General features: G+C 51.4%; 19 protein-coding genes. All 19 read right to left on the bottom strand.

Features of this window, described 5'->3' with window-relative positions; genetic code table 11:
* Positions 1 to 8: 8 nt before the first annotated feature.
* Positions 9 to 2,516 carry a host specificity factor TipJ family phage tail protein gene (locus AB8W27_RS14855; protein WP_041923300.1) on the bottom strand — a complete coding sequence of 836 codons (2,508 nt, stop codon included), beginning with the start codon at positions 2,514 to 2,516 and terminating at the stop codon, positions 9 to 11.
* Positions 2,503 to 2,895 (bottom strand): NlpC/P60 family protein, encoded by a 393-nt coding sequence (locus AB8W27_RS14860; protein WP_012815688.1) that lies wholly within the window; start codon positions 2,893 to 2,895, stop codon positions 2,503 to 2,505. Before AB8W27_RS14860 ends, AB8W27_RS14855 begins: the two co-directional genes overlap by 14 nt.
* Positions 2,895 to 3,365, bottom strand: a complete 471-nt coding sequence (locus AB8W27_RS14865) for a hypothetical protein (protein WP_012815687.1) — start codon at positions 3,363 to 3,365, stop codon at positions 2,895 to 2,897. The genes AB8W27_RS14860 and AB8W27_RS14865 overlap by 1 nt, the downstream gene beginning before the upstream one ends.
* The gene (locus tag AB8W27_RS14870) at positions 3,349 to 3,831 is read right to left on the bottom strand and encodes a hypothetical protein (protein ID WP_012815686.1); all 483 of its coding nucleotides are present in this window, start codon (positions 3,829 to 3,831) and stop codon (positions 3,349 to 3,351) included. Before AB8W27_RS14870 ends, AB8W27_RS14865 begins: the two co-directional genes overlap by 17 nt.
* Positions 3,831 to 6,332, bottom strand: coding sequence for a phage tail length tape measure family protein (locus AB8W27_RS14875; protein ID WP_012815685.1), 2,502 nt, complete (start codon positions 6,330 to 6,332; stop codon positions 3,831 to 3,833). The genes AB8W27_RS14870 and AB8W27_RS14875 overlap by 1 nt, the downstream gene beginning before the upstream one ends.
* A gap of 41 nt (positions 6,333 to 6,373) precedes the next feature.
* Positions 6,374 to 6,655: a hypothetical protein gene (locus tag AB8W27_RS14880; protein WP_012815684.1), complete on the bottom strand. Its 282-nt coding sequence runs from the start codon at positions 6,653 to 6,655 to the stop codon at positions 6,374 to 6,376.
* Positions 6,656 to 6,703: 48 nt separating this feature from the next.
* Positions 6,704 to 7,435, bottom strand: a complete 732-nt coding sequence (locus AB8W27_RS14885) for a DUF6246 family protein (RefSeq protein WP_012815683.1) — start codon at positions 7,433 to 7,435, stop codon at positions 6,704 to 6,706.
* On the bottom strand, positions 7,417 to 8,010 hold the full coding sequence (locus AB8W27_RS14890; RefSeq protein ID WP_041923299.1) for a hypothetical protein: 594 nt from the start codon (positions 8,008 to 8,010) through the stop codon (positions 7,417 to 7,419). Before AB8W27_RS14890 ends, AB8W27_RS14885 begins: the two co-directional genes overlap by 19 nt.
* Positions 7,992 to 9,443 carry a glycosyltransferase family 2 protein gene (locus AB8W27_RS14895; protein WP_041923298.1) on the bottom strand — a complete coding sequence of 484 codons (1,452 nt, stop codon included), beginning with the start codon at positions 9,441 to 9,443 and terminating at the stop codon, positions 7,992 to 7,994. Before AB8W27_RS14895 ends, AB8W27_RS14890 begins: the two co-directional genes overlap by 19 nt.
* A gap of 39 nt (positions 9,444 to 9,482) precedes the next feature.
* On the bottom strand, positions 9,483 to 9,977 hold the full coding sequence (locus AB8W27_RS14900; protein ID WP_012815680.1) for a hypothetical protein: 495 nt from the start codon (positions 9,975 to 9,977) through the stop codon (positions 9,483 to 9,485).
* Between the two features lie 65 nt (positions 9,978 to 10,042).
* Complete coding sequence (locus AB8W27_RS14905) at positions 10,043 to 10,426, bottom strand: hypothetical protein (RefSeq protein WP_041923297.1); 384 nt, start codon at positions 10,424 to 10,426, stop codon at positions 10,043 to 10,045.
* Entirely contained in the window at positions 10,423 to 10,791 is a 369-nt protein-coding gene (locus tag AB8W27_RS14910; RefSeq protein WP_012815678.1) for a hypothetical protein, read from the bottom strand. The genes AB8W27_RS14905 and AB8W27_RS14910 overlap by 4 nt, the downstream gene beginning before the upstream one ends.
* 1 nt (position 10,792) lies before the next feature.
* Positions 10,793 to 11,143 carry a hypothetical protein gene (locus AB8W27_RS14915; RefSeq protein WP_012815677.1) on the bottom strand — a complete coding sequence of 117 codons (351 nt, stop codon included), beginning with the start codon at positions 11,141 to 11,143 and terminating at the stop codon, positions 10,793 to 10,795.
* Positions 11,144 to 11,210: 67 nt separating this feature from the next.
* Entirely contained in the window at positions 11,211 to 11,591 is a 381-nt protein-coding gene (locus tag AB8W27_RS14920) for a hypothetical protein (RefSeq protein ID WP_007847582.1), read from the bottom strand.
* A 2-nt stretch (positions 11,592 to 11,593) separates the two neighbouring features.
* Positions 11,594 to 11,791: a hypothetical protein gene (locus tag AB8W27_RS14925; protein ID WP_012815676.1), complete on the bottom strand. Its 198-nt coding sequence runs from the start codon at positions 11,789 to 11,791 to the stop codon at positions 11,594 to 11,596.
* 9 nt (positions 11,792 to 11,800) lie between these two features.
* Positions 11,801 to 12,886 (bottom strand): major capsid protein, encoded by a 1,086-nt coding sequence (locus AB8W27_RS14930; RefSeq protein WP_041923296.1) that lies wholly within the window; start codon positions 12,884 to 12,886, stop codon positions 11,801 to 11,803.
* Positions 12,887 to 12,898: 12 nt separating this feature from the next.
* Positions 12,899 to 13,327 (bottom strand): hypothetical protein, encoded by a 429-nt coding sequence (locus AB8W27_RS14935; protein WP_012125625.1) that lies wholly within the window; start codon positions 13,325 to 13,327, stop codon positions 12,899 to 12,901.
* 5 nt (positions 13,328 to 13,332) lie between these two features.
* Entirely contained in the window at positions 13,333 to 14,526 is a 1,194-nt protein-coding gene (locus AB8W27_RS14940) for a DUF2213 domain-containing protein (RefSeq protein WP_041923295.1), read from the bottom strand.
* Between the two features lie 70 nt (positions 14,527 to 14,596).
* Positions 14,597 to 14,815 (bottom strand): hypothetical protein, encoded by a 219-nt coding sequence (locus AB8W27_RS14945; protein ID WP_012815673.1) that lies wholly within the window; start codon positions 14,813 to 14,815, stop codon positions 14,597 to 14,599.
* Between the last annotated feature and the right edge of the window lie 16 nt (positions 14,816 to 14,831).

Here is a 14,831-nt window from a genome sequence, read left to right on the forward strand (position 1 = left end):
TTTGATGGTTAATCGTTCAGATAAATTTCTTCTGAATACTCAACGAGAGACAGCGTCTGAGTGTCATCACCATTAGGTTTTGATGATTCAACCCGCCATAGTGTTGAGTTAAGTTCGTCGCTGCTTGCCAGGAAATACCGTGAAGGGGTTTGCACTGTTCTTCCATCATAAATATTCAGGTCGAAAGTATCTGCATCTGCCGTAAAGGACTTGTCATTACCACTTACTTGATACGCCCTGTATCTGCCGTGAAAATTACCTAAGCTGTCAGTCATTACTACCCACATATCACCCGGGAACTCAAGACGCTCGGACGTGAAGAAAACATTTCCGTCTCGCCCTCTCAGATATCCTGTCTGTTGCTCGTTGTCATACATGTCCGGGCATTGCACTACAGCGCCCCTTATCACCTGCGTTGTTTCAAATACTTTCACGGTCATGCTAAGTCGTGAATGAACAAGCCGGTTTGCTTCCAGATAAGCCCGGTTAATTGCCTGCACCTGATTACGGCTACCTGCGAGACTAATTGTCATGGCGTTTTCCGTTGGCGAGGTAATTCTGGCAATACCTGAAGTGTTCACTGAGAGGTAAATGTAGGCTTTCTTGTTGGTTCTTGGGTCAACGTAGTCCAGCGTAATCCCGTCATAACCGTTGGGCAGACTCATCGAGTAACCCATCTTAAAGCCATCCCAGAACATGTTGCTGCGCCCAAATACGGCCGCTGGTACGGATGCTTTCTCATCTCTCCAGAACGTCAGCACATCGCCTATCCAGTTAATGTCTACTCTGGCGGCATTACAAATCACTTGGATACGCTCGCCGAGTGACTGTTTGGAGTCGGAAAAGGTGTAATCAAAATAACCAAGCTGATTGTCACTAAGGCTATCTGCAATTGCATACAGAGTCGGCAGATCTAAACGTTTAATGTCCTGTTTGGCTACCATCACCCACTCATGCAGGACTGCATCGGCAAAAGAACGTGACGCGCGAAGAGTGTAATCAACTGCGCCTGTTGACCGGTTGTATGAGATAACCAGCCGCTGCGCCAGAAGGTTATACTTCCTGTCCTTAATTCCAGATGCGTTTTCCGTCTCCATAACGGTGAGTTTTACCAGTGTGTCATCCGGATAAACTACATTCGTCCTTACGTTTATGGCATGTGCAGCAAGAATGTATACGGTGTTGTCATCAGCGGCGTTATTTAGCCGTCTAACGGTAAAAGCGTACCTGGCCTTACCTGCTGCTGGCTTTATCTTGAACGTGTAATACACGTAGTCGTAGGAACCGGTATTGTTATCAACATTGACCTGCGTAGACTGCATAGTGCCAGGAACGATATTGTTATCGTCGTCGACCTTCCACCATGTCAACTGAACCGGCCCCTTCTTACCTTTTGCCTGGTTACCCGACATATGTATCCACAGATAAGAAGACTCAACAGCAGAAAAGAAGGGGCCTACTGCCACACTTTCATACTGTGTGATTTGAAAGTAGGTAGAATTTATAGTGGCGTTTGCAGGAGTCTCATTGATATCCGGGCCCGACAGATTATTAAAATAAAACGTGTACCACTGAACCGGATTCACAACAGCGCCATCATTAGTAAGTGTTGCGTTTATGAGTGTGGCATTTACCGTTATGTTTTTCGTAACATTACCTGTTGCAGTGGCATAGGTAACATTTATAACGAAGGTAACGTCAATTGGTTTTATTGAGTCGAAGAAGTAATCAAAGCTGTTGTTTTTTACTATCTTTATCGAAATTTGACCGCCAGAATAAATACCTTGAACAACATTGCTTGTCGTCGCCTGCTGAATAATTACTCCCGTCGCCTTATTTGGCCCATCAAGCTCCTGCCCATCAACATCGTCGAATGTATATCCCTCGTTGATAGTTCCTATTACAGATCCGGGTTGGTAAATGTCATAGCTGGCACCGGCCATTGCAGATAGCGATGATTCGGAGTATCTGACTGAAGATATGTCGTAACGCCCATAACCGACTTCCAAAAACTCAGTCACGTACTTCTTATTATTGATGTATTCGAAGAGCGATTCCTGAATCAGATCAGGATAGGATCGGACCTGTCCATAGATGTTAGGGCGGCCCTTATACAGGCGCGCTACGTTAGTCTGCCCGGTAAGATCGTTATTTGGCGACTCCCCTGTAGCAACAGAAGGTGTTTTCTTTATGTCTCCAACCAACGTCTTTTGCAGCGCAGCAAGGGCTTTTTTAGTCAGCTTAATAGGGTTCAGCGCTTCCCACGGTGCTGATAGTTTTATCAGGTCTTTTATGCCACCCATATTCTGAGGCTGGTCAAAAACAGAAAGGTGATCGTCTACTTTAAACCTGTACACGATATCAAAGTCATCAGCCAGTTCATTACCGTTCAGCTTTATGACGACTGAATTATGCAGTTTCTGACTCTCCAGCCAGTCAACCATTCGTTGACCAGGAGCGAGTTTACCACGCTGTTTTGGCGCACCAGGAAGGCGCTGTATTTCATATGTCGCCATACTTTAGAAACTCCGTTTTTGTGAATGCTCGTTCAAGTACCGGCAGCGGGTCTATTCGCACCCCCTCTCCCCGCCCCCGCGAATGCAAGCATCGGTTGCCATCTATGACCACACCAACATGATCCGGATGCTCGCCCCTATAAAACACAGCGATGCACCCTTCTGAGCGATTTCCTGGCACCCAGAAGACCCTCTCGCCGTCATAGCATGTAATGAAGTCTCTACCGGCTTCGTAATCAGGAGTCTGATGAATCTCGATGCCAGTGACGTGCCGGAAATACAGCACGATTAATCCCCAGCAGTCGACAGCTTCAAAGCTACAGGCGCGATCAGCCCACGGAAGACGATTAACCTTCCGGATAAAGTCGTTTTTATTCATCAGATGTTGCTCAGGCCGGGGTACAGTTCGACGGTGTAAATGATACTTGTGGCTACGGTAAGAGGGTTGGTCATGCCTACAGTTACTGATACGTTTTCTGCAGCAGCAGCCACATCACGAACAAACATTGAATAGGTCTTAAGCGGCATCTTGTCGCCGATATTTTCCCAAATGTCGTATCTGAAAGATATCGGCTCCATACGGGCAGCCCCTCGCCACAATTTCAGGCGCTGCTTGATGTCCTGTGACAGAGCTGCGAATGTAATAGTTGCGTTCAGCGTGGTAGTGCCATCCTGTGCCGGCTCAGAAAAATCAAACCGTGTTGGCTGGTAAATCTGCCCGTTAAATGTGGCGGGTACAAAAAGATTATTCACCAGACGATCTGTGCCAAAAGCCGGGTGCGAAAACACCACTGTTTGTTTAAGGTCTGACGCCGGTCGACGTTCTTTCCATTCACGGAGTGTTGGCATCTGGGATAATCTCCGTAACTATTAAGTCATACCAGTAACCAGCATCTGGCTGAGCGTTTATAATCCAGTCGTCGTAATCTTCCGTAACGTCCTGCATGAAGTTGCAAATTATGTCTGCTGACCATGTAACAGTACTGCCGTTTTTACTGGTCTGAACAGGCATTGTGATGAAATGCACTTCTTGCACCTGAACACCTTGCGTGTCTCCAAGGTCAATCGGCATATCAAACCATTCCTGACCTCGGTTGCAGTAGTTAGGGGATCTTAGCCATGATTTAAACCGCTCGGCCTCCGCCAGTGTAAAAATCCAGTTAAGGTTCCAGGACGTTTTAAGGTCGGTAGTTATCGGTGTGAACACCGCTGGGCCAACAGCAGGATTGCTCTGCCTGAAGCTGGTATCCTGCGTCATATTCATGTTTGCGCGCTGTGGCAGCGGCAGAAATGGCGGGTATTTGACTTCGGCCATTAGTAGTCTCCATTTGCCTGCCGTGAAAGTCCGTAGGTTGACTCAAGCGTGGAGGACATCGGACCGCCAGTCTCTACGTCCTGAATGAACAAATCGATAACCTGATTTCCGTTATCGTTTCTGGTTCGTGTCTGCACATCCGCCCCTGTGTAGTTGTTGACATTAATAACTACACCATTACTCCCAGCCCCGGCAGAAGAAATGTCCTTATTGCTGATAACGCGCCCGTTATCCCCAGGGATCATGTACTGCTTCCCGGTGCTGGCCTGGTAAATCTCCGGCATTCCTCCCTCGCCTACCTGATACATCCCACCCGCTGATACCGGGCCGCCGTTTTTGCGCTTACCAGATAGGGCGAGTGCTGCTACGACAGCGCCAAGCCCAACCGCAGCGGCACCACCGAATGAACCGATTGATGCAACTATTGCCGCAGGTGTCCATGCCGCTGTCGTGGCTGCTGCTGATGCGGTGCTTGCCGCCGTTGTGGTGGCAAGAGCGCCGACCTGGGTAGCTGTAGTTGCTGCTATCGCTGCCTGCTGAGTAGTGGCTCCAAGAATTGCGTTTTTAGCCCATTCAACGCCCATCTGCACAAAGGTGTTAATGACGCTGTTAAGAACAGTGTTCCCAATTGAACGCAAGGCATCACTGGCAGTCATGCTTCCAGTGATTATCCCAGTAAGCGCATTTGACGCGTTGTTGCCAAATGCAGTAAAAGCTGCTGATGCCGCTTCTGTTGCTGCACTTTGCTGAGACCATTCATCCCACATTGCTTCAATTCTTCTTTGTCGATACTGGTCTTCAATGGAGGCTCTTACCGCTTCGACTTCAGCAATTCTTTGCGGGTAAAGTGTTGCGTACTGGTTTAGCTGCTCAAGCTGCTTTTGGTAGGCGTTATCTGCGGAGGCAACTGGCGAAACTTGTCCTCGGATAGCATCGAAGTTCTGGCTTGCCTCTTTCCGCTTCTGCTCCTCTTCCTTTGCCGCTTTTGTGGCCTGAGCGACATCATAGAGTTTTCCAGCAAGCTCCCCAGCCTGTTGAGCCTGCTGTTGAGATGCCGCAGCTCCCAGCTGCTGCTGGGCTGCAAGTACGGCGGCCTCGCGCCCCATCCCGCGCTGCTCAAGAACTGCTATTTGGTATTTATCCGCCAACTGGTCAAGCTGATTAACAACCTGCTGTTGCGCAGAGGCGGAACGTTTGGCCGCCGCCTCTGCCTCTGAAGCTGCTTTCTTCTGCTCTTTTTCCTGATCTTTTAGAGCCTGCTGCTCTTTCTCATAAGCCTCTATTCGGTCATAACTGGAATCTAGCGCTTTAATTTCAGCTTCATTAGCACCCAAGAGTCCTGCCACATATTTGGCTCTCTGTCTGGCACTGAATCCGACGGTAGCGGCTTCATTTTTTGCTGCTTCTACTAGCTTATTAAGTTGTTCCGCGTTGCCTGACAGCGCTTGTTTAGAGGCTTCAGTAGCGCCAGTGAGGTTGCTAAGTGCGTTCTTCAGTACGTTAATTGCATCAGTAGCGTTTGCTGCAGAAACGTAGTTTTGGTTGACTACGTTAGTTAGTTCGTTGAGTTTAGGATTGGCATAACCAGTTTGTTCACTGAGAGAGGAAAGGGCTGAAGCTGCGGCTTGCATTTTCTCTGCAGTAGGCTCTTTTTGAAGGTCGCGGAACACTTTTACCAGACCTACGGCCTGCGTCTGAGTAATGCCAAACGTCTCTGCCATGGAATTGGTAACGTTATTCAGAATGTTAATGCCAGCAATGTTACCCGCATAACTTCCGCCCAATTCCTTGAGTGCCGTAGACACATCAACGCCTTTACCCTCAAGTGTCGTCAGCTGGCTTTCTGCTGCTGACATACTATTACGCCAGGTTCCTATGTCGTTAATCTGATCTGAAATTGCCCCGCCCGCAGCGCTGATAGCTTTTTGCGCATCTGTCATTGCGACGGCAATCTGCGCTTTAGCGGCATCAGAGCTTACGGCTGCAAGACGTTGAATCTTTTCTGATAGAGCACTGACCCCGGAATCTGTCCTAACAACGGTATCAGCTAACGCTTTTTGCGCCGTTTCCAGCTCTTTGGTTGCGTCTTTGGAGCTGAATAAAGATGGAAGCAAAGCGCCTGCCAGCGCGCCCGTGATGGCAATAATCGCACCTGCGATAGCACCACCTGGGCCAAAAATAGACGCTATCTGAGAACCCTGCTGGGCAAACACCATCATGGCGTTCTGTCCCATCTGGAGCTGAACGGCAACGTCCTGGATCTGATAACCTAGCTGTCCGAAGACACCACGCATATTTCCCATGCTGCGTGTAGCGGCGCTTACAGACTGAGCTGTAGCATTAACATTTGTCTCCAGCTTTTTAAACTGGGCAATGTTTTCGTCTAACGCAGCCTCAATCTCACTAAGCACCCGGTTTACTTGTCGCCCGCCCTGTAATAATGGCGCTACATCGGCACTTACTTCATAAACGATACTTCCGGCATTCTCTGCGCCTGCCATGCTTTTCTCCGGCCATAAAAAAACCCGCCGGAGCGGGTTAGTTATTGTTTATTGCCAAGGCTGTTTATGTAGCCTATTGCCTCATCAGACTGCTTGCACTGCTGCTGGATTCCGAAATCACCGCTCGATTTCTTACAGTTCTCGTTCAACTCGGTGACCTTATTAACAGCATACATAAGCTTCTGAACTGCAACTACGCATTGAGCCTTGTTAGCATTGTCACGACAAATAGCTGATTCAGCTGATTGCAAGGTAGCTCTCATCTCACCTTCTGCATGGACTGTCGATGCGAACAAAGCAGCCAGCAATACGTATTTATTCATATCTATCCCCTGTCAGATAATTAAATCCTACCAGGAGTTGTTTATTTATCAACCAGCGCCGACATTAATTGCGACAGCTTGCGCTGATGAGTTTTTCCCAGTCAGGCGCTTGGCCTTCTTGGCAAGATAATCATCTGCTACTTGATCGTACTCTTCTCGAGTAAAGCCTTTCTGCTCAGGGTATTTCGTTGCCAGCAGCATCTGAAATTTGGTCATCGTCAGATTCCCTGCTTCCTGTTCAGTCATGCCGAAATGCGCCTGCGCGGCCACGATGTAATTGACGGCGCGGAACTCAGTGCTGGTCTCCCCGTTTTCATGCCTTTGGAGCCTGCGAACCTTAGCCTTTCCGATAACACCATGTGTTATCAGCGACTGCGCAATCAGCAGCATGTCAGATTCAGGCAGCGCGCCTTTGCGAATCTTGAATGTGCGCCCGTTGCCTTTCGATGGATGGAATACGCCGGTCAACGGGCCAGCGTCTTTGTCACAACATGCATTGAGAACAACCACTGAAGCGAGAAAAGCTTTTCGACCGTAACTGGTGCTTTTGATGTGGCTTATCAGCCATTGCGGAACGTATCCGTAAGCCTCAACGGCTCGACTCACCAGGCTGGTTACTTCATCGTTGTGCAGGTCGTAAAACACCTGCACTATTTCTTCTGGCTCACCAATGCGTGACATGTTCGCAAATGACGGCCGGAAGAAGTAATCCTCACCGTCAACGCTGATTAGGCACTCGCCAATCTCTTTAAGCGGGGTATTCACCGGTAAAGCCTCCACGCTCTTCTCCTCTCTGTTCTCGGCAGGCCATCAAAAGCCTTTTCCACTGGCATCTCGTCGGCATGGTCTATGAGGGAGTAGCAAGGGTAAATAACATCCCTTCCCCATGCGTCGCCGAGGGCATAATCTGCCGGCTTTCGCTGGCTCCAGTTCATCAGGATGCGGTTAATTCCGCTGGCTGGCAGCGCATAGCAGACCCCGTGAATCAGTCTGTTCAGGGTGATGTAATCAGCGCGGCACTTGTCAGCAGCAATAAGACGTTCAGCAATCTGCTGCTGATACTGCGGCGGGCGACCGGTGCCGAGGTAAAAACTGATTAGCTCATCAGGGAATCTGGCGCACCATTCAGCCGCAAGACCTGCAAAGCCATCTACCGGCTGGGCATCATCTTCCAGCACGACCACTCGCGCTGACTGGCCGGAAGCCCACTTAACGGCTCTAAGGTGATTCCAGTTGGCACCGTGGTCGGCATCATCGATAAAAAGCCGCGCATTAAGGCTCTCGGCAAGCCTGTGAGCCTGTTCAGCGCGTCGGTGATGACCTACCACCGCGAATGTCACTTGTGCTGCCACCATGCTGTTTCCTTGCCGATGCCGTTGGTCTTAAACACCGTATGCACTTTCGGGCCGTTAATCACTCGGTCACCGAACGACTTCGCCACGATACCGAATGCCATCATGTCGCCTACTGCCCTCGCCGCCCCTTCTTTCTTCCAGAAGCGTTCTGACTCGATGCGGTAGAAAAGCCGCACGATGCGGTGAGCAAACTCCATGACATCTTCTCTTAACCCGCCAAGTAATCCGGCGTTCAACATTGTGTCGCTGGCGTACTGCTTCAGGAATGACTGATATACGCGCTCGGGATGGTTTTTGATGGCCCATTCATCGGAATATGTCTTTGGCTCAGAACCGACATAAATCACGCCCGGATGCATCTCATTCCACGGATCGCGAAGCATCTCGACATCTGTGCCGTCGGTACACCAGACGAACTGATATTCAGGATGGTCTCGCAGGTGCTGCCAGATATGCAGCCAGCGCCGGAAATAAACGTTCATATCGACAACAGGCACGCGCACCGTCGTCTGGCCTGGATGTGAGTATTCAAACTCGTCAGCGAGAATGACCGCATCGGCACCTTTAATCGATTCTGACCACCTGGAGACAAGCGATTGCTCTGGCTTCATCCTGGTTCCTCGCTGCGGGTCAGGATGACTGGTCAGCAAGGTTGTGATGACGGCATTGCGCTGTCTGCGGTACGGTGCCCATCCTGTGTAGCCCGTGTCTCGGCGCTCGTTGTGAATCTTTACGTTGTTGCTGACCTGACGCTCGCGTTCTTGCTTGGGTACTGACCGCTCTACCGACTCATGCTCATCCAGAGAGTAAATCAGCTTCTCAGAGCCGATAACGTCTGCATATGCCCATGAGGTAAGCCCTGCATTATGAATGCGCAATGCGAGGTCTGAATGCTCATACATCCCGCGCCCGTAAACCGGGTCGAACCCGCCGATCCTTTCAATCGCACTGCGGTGGTAATAGAGCATCACGCCGCGCTGGCCGGTGTAGGCGATGTGTTTTTCATCGCGGTACAGGACTGAAAGGTCATTCAGCTTGCGTGGGCCAGCCAGGTCGAGAAACTGATATGCCAGATGAGGCTCAGGAGATTCGATATACGGAATGTGCCAGCCATCAGCAATTGGCCATGCGTCATCATCCCACAGGAAGAGGTGTTCGCAACCGGCATCAATCAGGGCTTCAATGCTGGCGTTTTTGGATGCCACGATTCCCTGTGATTGTTCATGACGTATGAGCCGTGCGTATTCTGGCGCTACGGCAGCCGGAGCAGAGCCATCATCGACAATCACAACAACTGCGCCGGGTGGTAGATGCTTCTGGTGCTGCTCAAGAGCGCGTGCCAGAACGTCTGGCCGGTTATGAGTGGTGATGGCAATACCAGATGAGCGCGCGGAGGCTGGCTCGTAAGCAATTCCGTTTATCAGAACCTGCATATCTCTGTCTCAGAAAGGGGGCTTGCGCCCCGCTGTGTTTTAGCTGGAAGGCTCGTTGTTTTCGATGATCTGGATTGTGTCGGAATCCGAAACCTTGAACTCGGTGGAAAGCGTTACAATGTCATTACTACCACCGTCAGAGCTGAGCGCGGTGATGACCATGTAACCCTGTATTGTGATCGGGCCGTAGTCCATAAAAATCCAGATAGTCGGCTGTCTACCGGCCTTTACTTCATCGTTGTAATACTTTACGAAACGACCAACTCCGAACTGATCGAGCTTGTCCTGTTTGCGGACCTCGCCTTCGAAACTGACTGTAAAATCCGAGTTGGTCACGATGTTTTCGACGTAACCTTTGGTGTCATCAGCATCGCTTGTTACCGTGTTTGGGCTAAAGTCGAATCCCTTTGATGTCCCAGCCATGAGCGCTTTTCGCTCGCTTTCTGGAGGGACGGTATCAGGGCATCCAAGAGCCACCTCTAGCACAACCGCGCGACCAAAAAGCTTACTGTTATCAGTAGAGCAGCCTTGCATATTTACTTACCTCTTTAAAATGAAAAGGCCGCCATTTGGCGACCTTCTTGATTGATTTGAAGAGTTTATTCTCCGTACAAAACGGCGAATAGCAGCCTGTAAACCAGTCGCCCTTCTGTGGTGAGAACTGGGGCGGGAATACCGCCAACATTTTCTATGTGTCCTATACAGTCATTTGGCATAGGGTTTCGCTGAATTACATCGATAATGGATTGCACTGCTGCATCTACTGAGCCATTCCCACCCTTCGCACCGATAACATCGACTAACACGTAATATTCAGCCCCTAGTTCATTGCGTATGGAAGAGCCGCCGTTAGGGCGGAATACCATAAAACGCTCTGACATGTTTCCGGTGTCATTCCATATAAGGAGTTGGGTTGTAAAACCAGCGGCCAGCCCGGCATCTACAAAATAATCACGCACGCGTGTATGCATGGGAGGGTTCATAGCGCCAACTCCTGCTTCATAACCCGGTCGATTTGCTCTCGGGTGTCCTCAAAGCCTTTGGTAAGGAACTCTTTACGGGCGGTAGCTCGGCGGAAGGTTTGCGGAACATTTGGATCGTGAACATAAACCGCATAGTTGGCCGAGTAGCCGACCCTGCCGGTTACCTTTGTGCCGTTAGCGTCAATCTCCCGGAACTGGCTGTTCAGAAGCGTTGATGTGTCGATTGGGGTGTATAACGCTGCCTGCGCGCCACCGATTAACAGTGCTGACTGCACGGCCCTGACGACCTTGCGCCCCTGCACGTCATTAATCAGCGCGTCCAGATTGGCTTTCGCCTGGGCAATGCCGCGAACTTTACCAGCCATATCAGACTCCTGTTATGATGGCGTAGTCGTCGGCGATGCGCTCGAAGGTGTCTTCATAGCGAAGCACCTGCTGAACCTCATCAGCTCCGGCTTCTTTCGGGTCAGCCAGGTCGGAAATGCCAATCAACACATAGTCGCCATTCTTAGCCAGTGCGTACTCAGTCCAGATTGTGTTTTTCGCAACGATTTCTGAACCAATGCCGCCGATGCGCTTGCTCAGGCCGCCTTCATAGCCGCAGAAAATTTGCTCAGGCGCTGCATATCCCAGAGGGTCGCCGTAGTCGTCCTGACCATCAAGCTTGCGCCAGATTGTCGCTGTCGCGGTGTATGACCAGTTAGCTACTGAGCTCATAGGTGGTAATCCTCATGCTCCCACGGCTCCTCGTCGGGATTTTTGGGCTTCTGCTCTTTCTCACACATCAGCAACCTCCAACGACATCAAAGAAGCCAACACGACTACCCACATCAATCGGCAGCGATGCCGTGCATCCGCTTTTATCCAGCGACAGGAGAGCGTCACGCATCGAAAGCACATCGCCGGTATAGTCGAACGACCGCGATGCCCCTGAAGGCGCTGACTGCGATTTAATGCGCTGACTATATGCCGTTAAGGCCATGAGAGAGACGGCATAGACCTGAATCAGCACGACGTCACATTCGTCGTAGCCAGACGCCTCCAGGCACTGCTCAATGCTGCTGAGCTTGCAGAGGTATGCGTCGATGATGAAATCAGGGATGGAGTAACCGAGGGATGACAGCTGCTGTTTAACCTGCGCTGCTGTGATTGGCGTAATAGCCATGGTCACTCCTTATCTTTGGTTTTCCGTCCGCGCCTGGGTGTGGCGACTTCCAGCTGGCGCTCTTCCAGGTACTCAGCCAGACCGGCATTAACCCATCGCTCGGCGATTGAATCGGCAACCTCTACCTCAGAGCCAATCTCCAACTTCTGGAAATTGGCACCGGCAAAAAGGTTTGATGAAATTACTTTTACCAGTGCCATATCGCTTCCTTAGCTGGTCGCTTCGCCGGTGGCGTGAACCACGGAGTAGTGACCGTTGATGTCGGTTTTGACCATCAGGCCCATTGCGCCCCAGGTGCGCCAGATGTAGTCGCTGTTGTAGAACGGGCGCGGGTCGGCAACGGTGCCGATGGCCTGGCCTACAATCGGAGCAACTACGCCTGCCTGCAGCGGAACAATCAGGATTTCGTTACCCTGCAGCTTCGCGTCTTCTTTAATGGCCGCGATACCTGTCAGGGTCAGGAGCTCCTGCAGCACGGTGCGGGACTGGAAGTTGTCGCTGTAATACTGCTCCCAGTTGGAGACGATTTCAGAGGAAGCGTACCAGGTCTGCTGGCCGTACTGGTAGTTGCCAAGCTTCAGCACATCGCGCAGACGGATTGCTTCGGCGCGCATGGCTTTCCGATCGGTGCTGGTCGCCATGTTTACGTTCAGTGTCACCTGAGCGACACGCTCATCGGCGCGGAAACCCTTCCAGGTCAGGCCGTCGAACTGCACATAGTTGCCTGCAGCATCGCGGAAGCCATCCCACATGTAATCAACGTACTTACGCTGAACATCCTCTACAGAACCGCGCTGTGCATCAGCCTGAGACTGAAGCGCTGACGGGCTGTTGAAGATGGGATCGCGCCAGGTGAATTTAAAGCCGGAATCGTGGATCGGAACCATCGTGCCGTCGAATGTGTAGGTACGCGCATCGAGAGCGGCACCAATCTGACCCGACATGGAGGTGTGAGCCCAGCCACGGCCACCGGTGCGAGCGTAGTCGTAACGTGATTGCTCGATACGTACAGAGCGGGACAGCGGCATCAGGTCGTTCAGCAGAGTAAATTGCGTGTTCGGCTCGAACTGCTGCAGCACAGTAGTATCGAAAGCGCGATACAGGCGGCGGATATCGTCTACTGCGTTAACAGCATCAAGACGACCGCTGTCTTCACGGATACCCTGAGCTCGCCCCAGAAAATCGGCGGCTGCCTGTGCAGTAGCATTACGTTCAGCCTGCAGCGCGCGGAATTGGGCCTGGTTTACTTCCAGGTTGCGAGTCTTTTCGCCAAGTGATGTGGAATATACAAACATTAATCGGTCTCCTTACTTGACCACTACGCGCAGCAGGTCGCCTGCAGCAACGGTTGTCGGTGTGTCTTCTTCCACGAACAGGACTGCGGATGCAGTGCCGCCGGAGGTGACGCGACCGTTAGAGATAGCCAGTGCCTGGCCTTTGTTATAAGTTCCGGCAGCAGCGCGGACGTTCAGGAACATGCCAGGCAGTAACTGGATGCCGACGACCAGCTCGTTAGCGGGAATGACATCATCGACGCCCATGCAGCGCAGATAGTCATAGTTCGCCACATACAGCACAGCGCTTTCACCGCCGTTAGTGGATGCAGTGAATTTGCCGTTAGTGAATACGCCGATGGTGCCCGGCTGAGTAGCTGCCGCTGCCCCGCCTTCGCGGTTCAGAAGCGGGTTCGGGAATACGCCGCCCGCGTGAATTACGTGTTTACCGTCTTTAGCCATTTTTATTACTCCGGCATCTCAGAGAAGGGTTTATCGGTGGAATGGTTGAATGCGCCGGACAGGCTGCGTGTGGTAGCGCACTGCGCGTACAGGCCATCCAGAGCTGCGCCGTCGAGCGCGTTAACTGCCATGTCGTCGAGCTTGAACTTGGCTTTGACTGCTTCGCGCTTGGTGGCTTTTTCCTGATCGGCGTTAGCGGTCAGGCCGGATTCGATAGAGCTCAGCTTGTCGGCAAACGGCTTAAACCATGCCGGTGCTTCTTCGCTGTTGGTGGCTTTATCTTTGGCTGCCTTTTCTTCGGCCTCTTTCTTCTCGCGAGCGGCCTTTTCTTCCGGCGTTTCTGCTTTGGAGGCGGTCTTTTCAGCCATCATCTGGTTGTATGCATCCATCAGCTCGGCATCGGTCTTACCTTCGACCTCTTTGCCTGCCGCTTTCAGCGCGTTCGTGATGAGATCTTTCATCGGGTCTGCTTCCTCTTTGACGTGAGAATTGGCACTGAAAAGCGCCTTCAAACTGTTAATGACTTTCGTGGTGATGGTCTCTTCAAGGCTTTCTTTCTCGGCCTCTTCGAGGTTTACGGTTGTGACGTCTACTTCATGTTGCGAGTTGTCGCGGTTAACGAAAATGCCGACGCCTTCCTCAGGGGTTGCGGCCCCAGGCTCATCGAGAAGGATTGCCACGTGGTCGAACTGCATATTGCGGGCGACCCATGAGTAGCTCTTACCCTTCGACTTGCCGCTGTTCTGCTCGCGGCGCAGCAGGAGCCCGGTAGATACGTGAATCGGATCGGCGTTTGAGTTGGCCTGAAGCTCATCAAGCCGTTCGATAAGGCGTTTACCCTTCTCGCTCGACTGCGCGATACGCTTGTTGACCTTCATGTCCATAACTACGCGGTCGCCGTCTTTGCGGACGTTCTCAGCCCATGCGCCGACGTGAAACTGGTTAACCGCTCGCGGGTTAGTGGCGCTGACGTGCTCGTTGCCAATCTTCGGATGCCCGAAAGGCATCGGGTTGCCTTCGAGCGTTTTAAAGCTCTTGTTAATCTCCTCAGCCGGATACAACCCGCCATTCATGACAACGTCATCCACGACAGGCACGACGCCACGAATGACGATATGCTCGTCACCGTCGATGGTTTCAGTTGAGATGTTTGAAGAGTTGATGGCGAGGGATTTCACGTGGATGCTGGATAGCTTCACGTTACGTCCTCATTGGTGGATTTCAGGCAATAAAAAAGGCCGCCGAGGCGACCTTAGATTCTGTGTTCATTTAGTTAGCAAGTAATTCTTCGTAATTAGCCGGGAAGGAGACGCCTGGCTGCTTTTTCAGGGCTTCAATCCGATCCTTGGCAGTAGCAGCCACGGCTGGATCATGGTAATGCCGCTTAATTGCTTCCAGAATTAGATTACCTGTCGACGAAGACCCTATATTTCCTTCGTATTCTGCCCGGGTTAAAATCTTACGAATCTCTAGATCCAGCTCTTCCATTTTCATCTCCATTACA

The organism is Cronobacter turicensis (genome assembly GCF_041222865.1).
Classification (GTDB): Bacteria; Pseudomonadota; Gammaproteobacteria; order Enterobacterales; family Enterobacteriaceae; genus Cronobacter; species Cronobacter turicensis.

What these genes read in the sequence shown, in the direction of transcription:
- AB8W27_RS14945 (WP_012815673.1), bottom strand. Translation starts at nt 14,815, where the DNA reads ATGGAAGAGCTGGATCTAGAGATTCGTAAGATTTTAACCCGGGCAGAA.
- AB8W27_RS14855 (WP_041923300.1), bottom strand. Translation starts at nt 2,516, where the DNA reads ATGGCGACATATGAAATACAGCGCCTTCCTGGTGCGCCAAAACAGCGT.
- AB8W27_RS14895 (WP_041923298.1), bottom strand. Translation starts at nt 9,443, where the DNA reads ATGCAGGTTCTGATAAACGGAATTGCTTACGAGCCAGCCTCCGCGCGC.
- AB8W27_RS14930 (WP_041923296.1), bottom strand. Translation starts at nt 12,886, where the DNA reads ATGTTTGTATATTCCACATCACTTGGCGAAAAGACTCGCAACCTGGAA.
- AB8W27_RS14920 (WP_007847582.1), bottom strand. Translation starts at nt 11,591, where the DNA reads ATGGCTATTACGCCAATCACAGCAGCGCAGGTTAAACAGCAGCTGTCA.
- AB8W27_RS14890 (WP_041923299.1), bottom strand. Translation starts at nt 8,010, where the DNA reads ATGGTGGCAGCACAAGTGACATTCGCGGTGGTAGGTCATCACCGACGC.
- AB8W27_RS14935 (WP_012125625.1), bottom strand. Translation starts at nt 13,327, where the DNA reads ATGGCTAAAGACGGTAAACACGTAATTCACGCGGGCGGCGTATTCCCG.
- AB8W27_RS14860 (WP_012815688.1), bottom strand. Translation starts at nt 2,895, where the DNA reads ATGAATAAAAACGACTTTATCCGGAAGGTTAATCGTCTTCCGTGGGCT.
- AB8W27_RS14925 (WP_012815676.1), bottom strand. Translation starts at nt 11,791, where the DNA reads ATGGCACTGGTAAAAGTAATTTCATCAAACCTTTTTGCCGGTGCCAAT.
- AB8W27_RS14910 (WP_012815678.1), bottom strand. Translation starts at nt 10,791, where the DNA reads ATGGCTGGTAAAGTTCGCGGCATTGCCCAGGCGAAAGCCAATCTGGAC.
- AB8W27_RS14870 (WP_012815686.1), bottom strand. Translation starts at nt 3,831, where the DNA reads ATGGCCGAAGTCAAATACCCGCCATTTCTGCCGCTGCCACAGCGCGCA.
- AB8W27_RS14865 (WP_012815687.1), bottom strand. Translation starts at nt 3,365, where the DNA reads ATGCCAACACTCCGTGAATGGAAAGAACGTCGACCGGCGTCAGACCTT.
- AB8W27_RS14905 (WP_041923297.1), bottom strand. Translation starts at nt 10,426, where the DNA reads ATGAACCCTCCCATGCATACACGCGTGCGTGATTATTTTGTAGATGCC.
- AB8W27_RS14900 (WP_012815680.1), bottom strand. Translation starts at nt 9,977, where the DNA reads ATGCAAGGCTGCTCTACTGATAACAGTAAGCTTTTTGGTCGCGCGGTT.
- AB8W27_RS14880 (WP_012815684.1), bottom strand. Translation starts at nt 6,655, where the DNA reads ATGAATAAATACGTATTGCTGGCTGCTTTGTTCGCATCGACAGTCCAT.
- AB8W27_RS14915 (WP_012815677.1), bottom strand. Translation starts at nt 11,143, where the DNA reads ATGAGCTCAGTAGCTAACTGGTCATACACCGCGACAGCGACAATCTGG.
- AB8W27_RS14875 (WP_012815685.1), bottom strand. Translation starts at nt 6,332, where the DNA reads ATGGCAGGCGCAGAGAATGCCGGAAGTATCGTTTATGAAGTAAGTGCC.